This is a genomic window from Streptomyces sp. NPDC025793 (genome assembly GCF_055558375.1).
The window spans coordinates 243,868-255,741 of sequence record NZ_JBVHMR010000011.1 but is presented as its reverse complement, the minus strand read 5'-3'; the positions used below and the strand labels follow the sequence as shown (position 1 = coordinate 255,741).

At 74.4% G+C, this 11,874-nt stretch carries 10 protein-coding genes and 1 pseudogene; 6 read left to right on the top strand and 5 right to left on the bottom strand.

The annotated features are described in order from the left end of the window. Nucleotides 1-90: 90 nt before the first annotated feature. Nucleotides 91-1,236, bottom strand: a complete 1,146-nt coding sequence (locus ACZ4MF_RS22620; protein ID WP_467493724.1) for an ROK family transcriptional regulator — start codon at nt 1,234-1,236, stop codon at nt 91-93. A 248-nt stretch (nt 1,237-1,484) separates the two neighbouring features. Here ACZ4MF_RS22620 and ACZ4MF_RS22615 point away from each other — a divergent pair, with 248 nt between their 5' ends. The 5 genes from ACZ4MF_RS22615 (at nt 1,485) to ACZ4MF_RS22595 (ending at nt 8,122) form a co-directional block, all read left to right on the top strand. Further along, the gene (locus ACZ4MF_RS22615) at nt 1,485-2,384 is read left to right on the top strand and encodes a BadF/BadG/BcrA/BcrD ATPase family protein (protein ID WP_467493723.1); all 900 of its coding nucleotides are present in this window, start codon (nt 1,485-1,487) and stop codon (nt 2,382-2,384) included. A 229-nt stretch (nt 2,385-2,613) separates the two neighbouring features. After that, nucleotides 2,614-4,521: a phosphatase PAP2 family protein gene (locus ACZ4MF_RS22610; protein ID WP_467493722.1), complete on the top strand. Its 1,908-nt coding sequence runs from the start codon at nt 2,614-2,616 to the stop codon at nt 4,519-4,521. A 91-nt stretch (nt 4,522-4,612) separates the two neighbouring features. Continuing rightward, complete coding sequence (locus ACZ4MF_RS22605; protein WP_467493721.1) at nt 4,613-6,316, top strand: ArnT family glycosyltransferase; 1,704 nt, start codon at nt 4,613-4,615, stop codon at nt 6,314-6,316. A gap of 78 nt (nt 6,317-6,394) precedes the next feature. After that, nucleotides 6,395-7,312 (top strand): MurR/RpiR family transcriptional regulator, encoded by a 918-nt coding sequence (locus ACZ4MF_RS22600; protein ID WP_467493754.1) that lies wholly within the window; start codon nt 6,395-6,397, stop codon nt 7,310-7,312. A gap of 429 nt (nt 7,313-7,741) precedes the next feature. Further along, nucleotides 7,742-8,122, top strand: coding sequence for a hypothetical protein (locus ACZ4MF_RS22595; RefSeq protein WP_079173186.1), 381 nt, complete (start codon nt 7,742-7,744; stop codon nt 8,120-8,122). A gap of 30 nt (nt 8,123-8,152) precedes the next feature. Here ACZ4MF_RS22595 and ACZ4MF_RS22590 read toward each other — a convergent pair whose 3' ends face one another. Beyond that, a complete protein-coding gene (locus tag ACZ4MF_RS22590) occupies nt 8,153-8,878 on the bottom strand; it encodes a peptidoglycan-binding domain-containing protein (protein WP_467493720.1) in 726 nt (241 codons plus the stop codon). 232 nt (nt 8,879-9,110) lie between these two features. Between ACZ4MF_RS22590 and ACZ4MF_RS22585 the strand changes: the two genes are divergently transcribed. Next, nucleotides 9,111-9,266, top strand: coding sequence for a hypothetical protein (locus ACZ4MF_RS22585; protein ID WP_467493718.1), 156 nt, complete (start codon nt 9,111-9,113; stop codon nt 9,264-9,266). Here ACZ4MF_RS22585 and ACZ4MF_RS22580 read toward each other — a convergent pair. The 3 genes and pseudogenes from ACZ4MF_RS22580 to ACZ4MF_RS22570 all read right to left on the bottom strand — a co-directional run bounded on the left by ACZ4MF_RS22580 (nt 9,253) and on the right by ACZ4MF_RS22570 (nt 11,824). Next, nucleotides 9,253-10,104, bottom strand: coding sequence for an ATP-grasp domain-containing protein (locus tag ACZ4MF_RS22580; RefSeq protein WP_467493717.1), 852 nt, complete (start codon nt 10,102-10,104; stop codon nt 9,253-9,255). The genes ACZ4MF_RS22585 and ACZ4MF_RS22580 overlap by 14 nt on opposite strands. A gap of 194 nt (nt 10,105-10,298) precedes the next feature. Next, nucleotides 10,299-10,523 (bottom strand): annotated as a pseudogene (locus tag ACZ4MF_RS22575) (hydroxyacid dehydrogenase); the annotation flags it as partial. Nucleotides 10,524-10,714: 191 nt separating this feature from the next. Next, nucleotides 10,715-11,824: a substrate-binding domain-containing protein gene (locus ACZ4MF_RS22570; protein ID WP_467493716.1), complete on the bottom strand. Its 1,110-nt coding sequence runs from the start codon at nt 11,822-11,824 to the stop codon at nt 10,715-10,717. Between the last annotated feature and the right edge of the window lie 50 nt (nt 11,825-11,874).

Here is an 11,874-nt window from a genome sequence, read left to right as displayed (position 1 = left end):
TCGCGTACGGTCGGGACGCCGACCCAAGCCGGCGTCCCGACCGGCTTAGAAAGCGCTTGTCCGGACATTGGCAGAACGGGCCGGAAGCCGTCAATCCTTCCGCCGCCCGGGCTCGGTCACGGTTCGGACACCTCGGGCCACCGCGAGGCGGGCCGCGCCCACGACGGTGCCCAGGTCGCCGACCGTGCTGCTGACCACCTCGGTGGGCCAGCTCAGCCGGGCCAGTTCGGCCCGCACCCCGGGCAGCAGCCGGGGATCCGCGCCGGTGCTGCCGCCGAGCACGATCAGCCCCGGGTCCAGCACGGCGGTCACGGCGGCGGCCAGCCGGCCGACGTCGGCGGCGTGCCGCGCGACGACGGCGCGGGCCGGCGCCCGTCCCTCGCCGGCCAGCGCGAACAGCTGCTCAGCGGTCTCGGGGCACGGCCCGTCCGTCTCGCGCCAGGCCTCGGCGGCGCGGCGCAGCAGGGAACGCGCGCCCATGTACTCCTCCAGGGCCTCCAGGCACGGCTCGCTGCCGTCGTCCCACGGGTAGGGCAGCCGGGCCAGCTCGCCGGCGGCGCCGTTCGCCCCGCGCACCACCTGTCCGCCGATGACGATGCCGAGGCCGACGCCCACGCCGACGCGCAGATACCCGAAGGTGGCACGGCCCTGGGCGGCGCCCTCGTGCAGCTCGGCGAGCGCAGCGCAGTTGACGTTGTTCTCCAGGTGCACGGGGACGCCCGGGGGCAGTGCGACGGCCACGGCGTCGAAGACGGGACCGGCCTTGGCGGTCGCGGGACGCATCTGCGCGCCCTTCCCGGACGGTGCGGTGACATCGCCGACGGCGACGACGATGGCGCGCGGCGGGAGCGCGGCGGGCAGCGCGCCGAGTGTCTCGCGGACGGCGTCCGCGGCCTCGGCCCGGGGCGCGGTGACCTCGGCGAGCAGGCTGCCGTCGAGAGCACAGCCGCGGACCCGGGTGAGGTCCGGGCCGAGGTCGACGGCGAGGACGGCGCCGGCGTCGGGGCCGAGCCGGTAGACGGCGGCGCTGCGGCCGGTGCCGCTGGAGGCGGTGCCGGAGGGGGCGGCGAGCCCGGCGCTCTCCAGCTCCGCGACGGCCGAGGACACCGTCGGTTTGGACAGTCCGGCCAGGCTCGCCAGTTGCGGCCGGGTCGCGCTGCCCGCCTGCGCGAGCACGGCGAACACCGCGCTCGCGCTCTCGGTCAGCCGGGGTGCCGCCACCACGTCGTGTTCCACGGTTCTCCCACAGGTCGCGAGGACTCTTGACGCACTGTACTTCGTTAGTTAATTTCCTAACGAACTCACGGTACTCGCCTGCCGTGCTCCGCCAGAGGCCCGTCCCGGGGCTTCCCGACCGCTGCGATCACCCCCGTTTCCCGGTTTTCACCGGCTTGTCCCCGGCTCCCCCGGCACGGTTCGCCCGCCGTCGCTGCACCGCGCGCACGAAGGACACAGCGCACACGACGCACGACGAAAGAGGTCCCGTGCAGGACTCCACGCCCGTCCTGGTCGGCATCGACGTGGGCGGCACCAAGACCCGGCTGCGTGCCGTGGCCGGGGACACCCCGCTCGCCGACCACGTCCGTACGAGCGGCGGCTGGCGGCCGCACGACCCGGTCGCCGCCGCGGGCTGGCTGGCCCGGCTGATCGGCGAGGCCCTGCCGGCCGGCCCGCGCCCGGCGGCGCTGGCGGTGGGCGGCCACGCCTGCGAGACCGCGCGCCAGTGCGAGCAGCTCCGCGCCGCCCTGCACCTCCACTTCGACGTGCCCACGCTGGTCGTGGGCGACGCCGAACTCCTCGTCCCCGCCGCCGGGTTGGACAAGGGCGCCGGCCTCGTCGCCGGCACCGGCTCGGTGGCGGTGGGGCGGCGCGCCGACGGCACGGCCGTGCAGGTCGGCGGCTGGGGCGCGGTGCTGGGCGACGAGGGCGGCGCGGCCGGGCTGGTCCGCGAGGCGGTGCGTGCCTGCTGGGCCGCCCACGACCGCGGCGAGGCACCCGACGCGCTGGCGGCGGCCCTCCTCGACGCGTTCGGCGCGCCCGAAGTGCCCGCGCTGGGCGCGGCGTTGGAGAGCGCCGCCGAGCCGTCCGCCGCCTGGGGCCGGCATGCCCCGGCCGTCTTCGCCGCCGCCGAGGCGGGCTCGGCGCTCGCCCATGACGTCATCACCGCCGGCGGCCGCTCGCTCGCCGCGCTGGTCGAACTCCTCGACCGGCGTGGCGCGGCGACCGACGACGTGGTGGTCGCGGGCGGCACGATCCTCGCCCAGCCCGCGCTGTACGACGCCTTCACGGCGGCCCTCGCCGCGTCCCTGCCGTCGGCCCGGCCGCGCCCACTGCGGGTGCCGCCGGTGGCGGGGGCGGTGACGCTCGCGCGCGGGCTGCTGTGAGCACGGCACTGGAACCGCGGTGTGCCGGGCGCCGGTTGTCGGTTTCTGTGTGCCGAGCGCCCCGCGTTCACCTGCCGACCGGACGCACATCACCCGGACCTTCCCGACGGGTCACACCCCACCCCTAGATATTCACTCGTTCAACTTCTTCCTCCTCCTTCTCCACGGTTTCGCACACGTCGGCACATCGCGCCCCGCGTTCCGTGGACCGCTTCCGAGAGGCACAGGCATGCCGTCACCTGCCGGGCACCCCTCCGCCGCGCTGAACCGGCGCGGGTTCCTCACCACCACGCTGGCCGCGTCGGCGGGCGTGCTCGCCGGCCCGGCCGCCGCCGTCTGGCTGCCCGCGGCCGACGCCAAGGCCGCCACCGCGCCGGCCGCGTTCGTGGACGACTACCGGACCAACGTCGCCGCCAACCTGACGCCCGAGACCAACGCCGTGGTCCGGGTCCTCGGCGGCTTCGCCCAGGTGTGGAAGACCGGCGCCGCCTGGAACACCGGCACCCCGCTGCGCCCCGAGATCCTCCGCGCCGACCTGCGCTACTGCGCCCGCACCACGGCCGAGCGCACCGACGCCCAGGCGAAGGAAGCGTTCGTCTACGACCGCCAGCACCAGAGTTACGCGATGATCGCGGGCCTCGGCCCGCTGGCCGACCTGTACAAGACGGGCGCCAGGGCGGTCACTTCGATCACCGGCGCCCCCGACGGCACCCCGGCGACCACCGTCAGCGACGTCTTGCCCGCCGACGCCCCGGCCGGCTCGGCGCTCGGCGCGGGCGCCCACGACTCGGCGCTCGGCAAGGTCGCCGAACTCGTCGACACGCTGCGCGGCCCGTACGCCTCCGGCAATCCCGCCAAGTACGCCTACGAGTACCCGCGTCCGTGGCGGCTGAACGAGGACAGCGAGGTCGTCGACACCGGCAGGACGGACGCGTTCGGTTTCCCGGTGTACGACTCCCCGGTGTCCGTCGCCCCGCAGCTGCTGCGCCAGCGCGGCGCCTCCGCCACCGACGACGGCGGCTTCCCGAGCGGCCACACCAACGCCTTCCACCTGGCCGCGCTGGCCTACGCGTACGCCGTGCCGGAGCGCTTCCAGGAGCTGGTGACGCGCGCCGTCGAGCTGAGCCACACCCGGATCGTGGCGGGCATGCACCACCCCGTCGACGTCATCGGCGGCCGGATCATGGCCACCGCGCTCGCCGCGGCCACCCTCGCCGACCCGGCGAACGCCCAGCTGAAGGCCGCCGCCCGCGCCCAGGCCCTCGCCTGGTTCACCGAGCGGACCGGCACCACCGCCGACACCCTCTTCTCCTACGCGCACATGGGCACCGACCCGTACGCCGACCGGGCCGCCAACGCCCGCGCGGTCCGGCCCCGGCTGACGTACGTCCTCACCCGGCAGGGCCGCGACGTGCCGCTCACCGTGCCGAAGGGCGCCGAAGTGCTGCTGGAGACCCGGCTGCCGTATCTCAGCGCGGACCAGCGCCGCGCGGTGCTGCGCAGCACCGCGCTGCCCTCCGGCTACGTGCTGCTCGACGGCTTCGAGCAGTGGGGCCGGCTGGACCTGTTCGCCGCGGCGGACGGTTACGGCGCCTTCGGCACGGACGTCACCGTCACGCTGGACGCGGCGGCGGGCGGCTTCTCGGCGGCCGACGCCTGGCGCAACGACATCGACGGCCGCGGCGGCCTGACCAAGCGCGGCACCGGCACCCTCACGCTGACCGGCCGCAACCGCTATGCCGGCGGGACCGTACTGGCCCAGGGCACGCTGGTCGCGGGCGGCGAGGACGCCCTCGGCCACGGGGACGTGCGGATCACGGACGGCACCCTGCGGGTGGCGGGGCGGCTGCGGTTGCGCGGCGCCTACGCCCAGGACGCGGGCACGCTGGAGATCACCCTGCGCGCGGGCCGCGAGGCGCCGCTGACGGTGCCTCACCTGGCGGTGCTGGGCGGTGGGGCCGCGCTGTCGCTGCGCCTCGACACCGAGCGGCCGCCGGCCGCGGGCAGCACGCTGCCGGTCCTCGACGTACCCCGGCTGCGCGGCCGGTTCGCGCGGATCGAGGTGAACTCCGACCGGCTGCGGGCCGTACCCGTGTACACGGCAGAAGGTCTGTCGGTACGACTCGTGCAGCGGTGACGCCCCGGTGGCGGGAGCGGTGCGACAGTAGGGCCATGATCCGGCCCACGCACGCTCCCGCCGCCGTACGGCCGGTGCCACCGCGGGGCGGATGATGGCGCGCGAACAGCACCTGGTCCTCGGTCCGGCGACTCCCGCCGCGGCCCCGGCTTGCCCGTACGCCGGGCTGCACCGGCACCGGCGGTGGCTGGTGCCGCTCGTGGCGCTGCTGCTGCTCGCCCAGATGGCCGCGGTGATGGTGACGACGGCCGTGCAGCAGACCCCGACGATCGACGAGCCGGTGTACGTCGCGACGGCCACCGACTACCAGCACGAGCACCGGATCCGCTACAACCCCGAGCATCCGCCGCTCGGCAAGCTGCTGATCGAGGCCGGGGTGGCGGTGGCGGACCCGCGCTACGACGCGTCGTACCCCGGCACACAGGGGGACGTGGGCCGGCATCTGCTGTACGAGTCGGGCAACGACCCCGGGCGGCTGATGCTGTGGGCACGCCTGCCGGTGATCGTGCTGACGCTGCTGTTCGGGCTGGTCGCCTTCGCGTTCGCCCGCGACCTGACGGGCACGGCGGGCGCCGTGGTGGCGCTCGCCCTGTACGCCGTCACGCCCGACCTGGTCGCCCACGGCTCCCTGGCCACGCTGGACATGCCGGTGACCGGCTTCGTCCTGACCGCGGTATGGCTGCTCTGGCGGGCGCGTCAGCGGCCCAGGATGTACGTGCCCCTGGCGGGGGCGGCGCTGGGGGCGGCCGTGGCGACCAAGATGAGCGCGCTGCCGGCGGTGCCGGTGCTGACGGGGCTCGCGGCGGTGTCCGTGGGCGTCGCGTGCGCGGGGGCCGGCCGGCGGCGCCGGGTGCTGACCGCGCTCGCCTCCGCGGGCGGCATGGCGCTGGTGGCGGTGGCCGTGGTCTGGGTCGCGTATCTGGCGGTCGATCCCGGGCTGCGTTTCTCCCCCGCCGAACCGGTCCCGGCGCCGCGCGGAGCGCGCGGGACGCTGGTCGGCCTGCTGCCGCTGCCGCCCGCGTACCGGGCCGGGATGCGGGTGCAGTTCGGGCTGGAGGACTACCCGTGGCAGGGCTATCTGTTCGGGCACGTGTACACCGGCCGGCGCTGGTACTACCTGCCCGTCGCCCTGCTGGTGAAGACTCCGCTCGGCCTGCTGGCGCTGGGCGCGGCCGGTGCCGTGGCGGTGGTCGCGCTGCGGCGGCTGCGGGCCGCGGCGCCGTACCTGCTGCTGCCGCCGGCCGTGCTGCTGGCGGCGGCGATGACGGGTTCGCGCGACTTCGGTACGCGGTACGCCCTGTGCGTGCCGGTGTTCCTCGCGGTGACGGCGGCCTGCGTGCCGGCGGGCGTGCCGGGCCGGGTGCCGTGGCCCCGCAGGCGGTGGGCGGCCGCCGTGACGGCCGTGCTCGCGCTGTGGACGGCGGTGAGTTCGCTGCGGACCTTCCCGTACTACCTGCCGTACGCCAACGAGGCGTTCGGCGGGCCCGCGCGCACCCACCGGCTGTTGCACGACTCCAACGTGGACTGGGGGCAGGACCTGGGCCGGCTCGCCGACCGGCTGCGCCGGGACGATCCGGGCGAGCGGGTGTGGCTGGTGTACAAGGGCAGTGGTGTGCCGTCGTACTACGGCATCCGCGCCGCCGATCCGCGCGGCGTGCCGCCGGACCGGGTGCACGGGCTGCTCGTGGTGTCGGATTCGGCGGTCGCCAAGGCACGCGGCCGACTGGCCGAACTGATCGCTTCCAGTCATCCGGTCGGCGATGTGGGCTATTCGATCAGCCTCTACCGTCGGTGAGTACGTACGCTCAACCCGCTGGTCAAGACGGCCGGTGAGCTATGTTGAGTGGTCGTGGCAGACAAAGGAGGCGAGCGGGTGCCCTCGCCGCAGCAGGCACGTGCACAGGCATCAGCGATCACCTCGGGAAAGACCGTGCCCGAGGCCGAGCCCGCTCCGACCTCCCGGCTCCGGGAACTCTTCGACGGCCCCCGTCTGTCGCCGGGGCAGCGGCGCATCGCCCAGTATCTGATCGAGCACATCACCGAGGCCGCGTTCCTGTCGATCACCGAGCTGGCCGACCGGGTCGGGGTCAGCCAGCCCTCCGTCACCCGGTTCGCCGCCGCCGTCGGCTTCAGCGGCTATCCCGCGCTGCGCGAGAGGCTCCAGTCGATCGCGCTGAGCACGCTGGCGGGCGGACCGGGCGAGGAGGACCGGGCCAACGAACTCCAGGCGGCCGTCGACGCCGAGATCGAGAACCTGGAGAACCTGCGGCGCGACTTCGCCGACCCCGACCGGATCATCCGGGTCGGCCGCGCGCTGTCCCGCTCCACCCCGCTGACCGTGCTGGGCCTGCGCATCTCCGTGTCCCTCGCCGAGTACTTCGGCTACGCGGCCCGCCGGATCCATCCCGACGTACGGCTCGTCACGCGCGGGGGCAGTGTGGCCTACGACGCCCTGCTCCAGGCCCGCGAGGCCGGCGGCACCTGGGTGCTCGCCTTCGCCATGCCCCGGCACTCCCACGAGACCCTCCAGGCCGTCCGGGTGGCCCGGGACGCCGGGCTCAAGGTCGCGCTCGTCACCGACCTGGCACTCGGGCCGCTGGCCGAGACGGCCGAGATCACCTTCGCCACCGGCACCGGTTCGCGCATGGTGTTCGACTCCTACGCCGCGCCCGGCGTGCTGGCCGCCGCGCTGCTCCAGGCCATGACCGACGCCGATCCGGAGCGCACCCAGGCCCGGCTGGAGAAGTACGAACAGCTCTCCGAGCAGCATCAGTTCTTCATGAAGGACTGACGTCCGCGCGTGGGATCCGTGAAGATCCTGCAACCCCCGATACCCCCGGACAGGGATCATCCAGCACAAAGCACGCATGAATGTTTTCATACGTCTTGCAAACCAGACGGCATATATAAATACTGCTCACGGATCGCGCCCGGCCCACTCCGGGCACGTTCCGCGCACGCGGACCCACCGCTCGCGCCACCGCCCCGAGAAAGCCGACGGACCAGCCATGCGCACGCAACATCACCCGCAGCGCCGGTTCCCGATGGCCGGGGCCCCCGTACGGACACCCCCGGCCGCCGGCTCCTACCCACGTCGGCATGTGTGGTGTTCCGGGGCGCGCCGTCTGCGTGACGCGCCCGTGGCGGCCCCGGCCATCCCCTAGACCGGGGCCGCCCCGCATTCGTCGGACCACCCTCACGACGCCGCACACCGGAAGCGATGATCATGCCCCTGACCAGCACGCGCATCAGTCCCGACTGGCCCTGTCAGGTCAAGACGCCGGGCTCGTACGACTGGGAGCGCTCGGCGGCCAAATGGCTGCGGGAGCTGATCCCCGCGCGCTACGCCAGCTATCCGGCGCTCATCCGCCACCCCGTACTGCTGGCCCGGCACGCCCAGCTCCAGGTCCAGCAGGAGGTCCGGGTGGCCCGGACCGCCCTGCAGACCGCGCGCGCCGAGCTGCCGATGCTGGGGCTGCCCGAGTCGGTCATCGAGCACACGATCAAGCTGTACGCCGCCGAGGTCCTGCAGCTCCAGCACATCGCCCGCAGCGTACGAGCGGTCAGCGAGGCCCTGTCGGGGCGCGGCCCGGGACGCTGATCCCCGCGCCGCCCGTCGCTCCGGCCGGTCTCACGAGCCCTCGCCGGAGGTCGTCCGTGACTCCAGGGCCCGGCGTGTGTCGTCGCCGTAGACGCCTCGCTCGTCGCCGCTGATGCCGTACCAGAGCTGGAACCGGGCCACGGCCGCCGTGAGGGTGGCGTCGTAGGTGCCGTCGGTGGAGCCGTCGCGGTAGACGTCCGGGATGCGCAGCAGGCGTCGCTGGAGTTCGGCGACGTCCGGCCCGGTGTCGCCCTGGCGGAGGGTGCCGGGGCCGTCGGGGTCGGTGGCCGCGGTGGGGGCGCCGGGAGTGCTGGGGGCTTGCGCGGTGGCGTGCGGTGCGGTGGTCGCGGGCCGCGCGGTCGCGGCGCTCGCGGTGGACTCCTGGCCGGAGGGCAGCAGCATCGCGCAGCCGAAGCCGACGAGGGCGGCAGCGGCCACGGCCCCCGCGACGGCGGCCCGGCGCAGCCGGGGCGTCGCGGCGCCGCCGCCGGGGGCGGGGGCGCTGGGGGCGGGGGCGGGGACCCTGACTGCCGGTACCGGCGGCAGTTCCTGGGTGTCCTCCTCCGCGACGGGCACCGCTCGCCCGGCGGTCGGGCGCGGCCCGGCGGCCGTGCCGACGGGCTCGTACGTCACCGGGTCCGGGCGGATCTCCCGCATCAGTTCCGCAAGGGCGTCGAACCGGCGGGGCCGCAGCACCCGGACGGGTTCCAGGACCGGCCCGGACTGCGGGCGTTCGGGATCGAGCGGTGTCGGCACCTGACTCTCCTTCCGTCCCCGCCCCGTCGCGGACGGGCGGGACTCATGAGGTCCTCGTGCTCAGATACGGCGTGTACGGCGGCCCCGTTCACGCCCCGGTCCCCGTTCACGCTCCGGTCCACGCGCCGATCCGGAGCACCTCCTCGTCACACCCGCCCATCAATCGGTCGAATCGCTCAACTCGGTAAGGAGTATTGAGCGTTTGAAAAAGCGCGTGCCAGAAAGCGCCGTCATGACGACTCCTTGGTCACTCCGTGGCCGGCCACGCTCGCGTCCGTGGCCGGCCACGCTCGCGTCCGCGGCCGCCGGCACCGCGCTGACGCTGGTCTTCGGCGACCTCACGGGCACGGCGGGAGCCACCCAGCGGGTCACCGTCAGGCTGCGGTGAGAGCGCCTTGCGCGAACCGGCCCAGGGACGCCGTGAACGCGCCGACGAAGGCGTCCCGGGCCTCCTCCGGCAGGGCGTCCAGCGACAGATAGGGGTTCAGGTCCTCCAGCTCGACCAGCAGCAGTCCGCCGTCGCGGGTACGACAGGCGTCCACACGCTGGATGCCGTGGCCGAGGTCGTTCCAGTCGATGAAGCGCCGGGCGAACTCCAGGTCGGCGGCGGTCGCGGCGTAGGGCTTCAGCGCCCAGCGGCGCTCCGGGTCGGGGGCGTACAGGGCGTACTGGAAGTCGTCGTCGACGAAATAGAAGGACACCTCGTGGAGGAAGTCGACGCAGGGCTGGATCAGCACCTCCCCGCCGGCCGCAGCGGCGGCCGCGGCGACCTGGCCCGCGGGCACGACCCGCAGGCCGACCGAGTCCGCGCCGAGCTTCGGCTTGACCACGTACCGCTCGGCTGACGGCAGCCGGTGCAGGTCCTCGGCGCCACCGACCGTCGGTATCACCGGGAATCCGGCGGCGCTCAGATCGAGCAGATACTGCTTTCCGGCCATGTCGGCCTTGCCGGTGAGCGGGTTGTACACCCGGGTACCCGTTTCGATCGCCTGCGCGCGGAAGGCGTCGTAGGCGCGCTGGTAGCCGAGGACGGGCCCGCTGTTGCGGACGACGACGGCGTCGTAGCCGTCCATCAAGGCGGCCGCGTCCAGCGGGTGGCACAGGGCGAGGTCGAAGCGGGCGCGCAGCCGGGAGGTGAGGAAGATGTCCTCGTCGCAGTAGCGGCGCCCGCGGGCCCGGTACGCCAGGTCCGTGACGTAGAGCAGACGGGGGCGGGCGGCGGGCATGCGGGATCTCCTCGGACGGGCCGGTGCGGGAACGGCCGGTGTCCCGCGGCCGCAGGCGGTGCTGGCGGCGCGGGCCGGTCCCGGCACGGTGGAGAAAGGTTACGTCGCAGAGTGGGGCCGACCGTCGGCGGGGGCGGGTCGGTGTGTGCCGGTGCGGCGGTCGGGCCGGGTTCGGGGCCGGTGCGGGCCGAAGTTCAGGCCGAGCGGGTGAGTTCCTCGGGGCCGACGGGGTGGGCGAAGGGCGGACCGCGGGCGCAGCGGGCGAGTTCGTCGACGGCCCACCCGGTCATGCGGCCCAGTCCGGTGCCGAGGGAGCCGGCGATGTGAGGGGTGAGCAGGACGTTCGGCAGGGTGGAGGGGGGAGTCGGCGGGGGTACGTCGGGTTCGGTGACGTCGATGACGGCGTGGAGGCGGCCGGTGAACTGTGCGGAACGATCGTGGCGTACGCGTCAGGCACGGCTCCTACGAGACCTCGTACGGCAGAGGCGGTCGCAGGACATCTTTTGTGCACAGGCGATCAACGTCAAGAGCGTTCGCGCAAGATAATCAAAACGATCACCAATTGATCGACCCTCGATCGCTTCGGTGGGCCCGAGCGGTGCGGTGGCGGTCAGGAGCCGTCGGCGGGCGTCCGGCCTCCGCAGGAGGAGCGGATGTGCAACTTCGGGAGCAGGTCGAGGTGTTGGCGGGGTCCGGGGTGCTGCTGCCCGCTCCGCTCGGCGAGGCGGCGCAGCAGGAGTTTCGCGGCGAGTTCGCCGACCGCGCGGGTGGGCGGGGCGATGGCGGTCAGGGGCACGTCGGCGAGCGCGGCGACCTCGTCCTCGTAGGCGATGAGGGCGAGGTCGTCGGGCACCCGCACACCGTGCGCCTGGAGTCGGGGGACGAGCACGATGGCGTCCTCGTCGCTGTGCACCAGGGCCGCGGTGACGCCGCGTTCGCGCACCGCCCGGACGAGGTAGTCGACGGAGGCGTCGTAGTCGCCGTGTTCGCGCACGCTCGGGGCGCCCTGGTCGACGTCGATCCCCCGCGCGCGTACGGCCGCGTCGAAGCCGGCGCCGATCTGGACGGCGTGCGGACCCTCCTGGAGCACGGCGATGATCCGGCGGTGGCCGAGCGCGGCCAGGTGGCCGACGGCGACGGCGGCGCCGTGGGCGCGGTCGGTGCGGACCCGGTCGAGGTCGGCGGCCGGGTTGCCGGGCGGGGCGGAGCGCTCCACCAGGACCGTGGGCACCCCGCTCTCCATCAGCCACTTCTCCTGCCCGTCCTGGGGAACGCCGGCGAACCAGCTGGGCGCCACCAGCAGTCCGCGCGCACCGCCCGCGATCAGGTGTTCCGCCTGCACGCTGTCCTCGGTGTCGACGTAGCCGGAGACACCGAGGACGAGCCGCCCGCCCCGCGCCGCGACGGCCTCCCGGGCACCGCGCACGATCGCGGCGAAGAGGTTGACCGTGGTGGGCACGATCATGCCGATGACGGCGCCTTCGAGGGAGTCCGGCCGCGGTGCGCCCGCGACGGCCGGCGCGGGGGCCTGTTCGCCGGGCCAGACGACCGCGCCGTGCAGCCGCCGCACCCGTCCCTGCGCCGCGAGGGTCTCCACGTCACGGCGCAGGGTGACGGCGGAGACACCGAGTTCGGCGGCCAGTTCGGCGACGCGGAGGCTGCCCCGCTCCCGGACGAGTTCGAGCACCCGCTCATGGCGCTGGTCGACGTGCAGTCGCATGGGGTTCCCCCTGGAACGGTGGTCACGCGGGCTCGGTGATCGCGAATCGC

Coding starts and splice junctions, on each gene's coding strand:
- ACZ4MF_RS22610 (WP_467493722.1), top strand. CDS start 2,614: ATGCCGTCACCTGCCGGGCACCCCTCCGCCGCGCTGAACCGGCGCGGG.
- ACZ4MF_RS22605 (WP_467493721.1), top strand. CDS start 4,613: ATGATGGCGCGCGAACAGCACCTGGTCCTCGGTCCGGCGACTCCCGCC.
- ACZ4MF_RS22595 (WP_079173186.1), top strand. CDS start 7,742: ATGATCATGCCCCTGACCAGCACGCGCATCAGTCCCGACTGGCCCTGT.
- ACZ4MF_RS22585 (WP_467493718.1), top strand. CDS start 9,111: ATGACGACTCCTTGGTCACTCCGTGGCCGGCCACGCTCGCGTCCGTGG.
- ACZ4MF_RS22580 (WP_467493717.1), bottom strand. CDS start 10,104: ATGCCCGCCGCCCGCCCCCGTCTGCTCTACGTCACGGACCTGGCGTAC.
- ACZ4MF_RS22570 (WP_467493716.1), bottom strand. CDS start 11,824: ATGCGACTGCACGTCGACCAGCGCCATGAGCGGGTGCTCGAACTCGTC.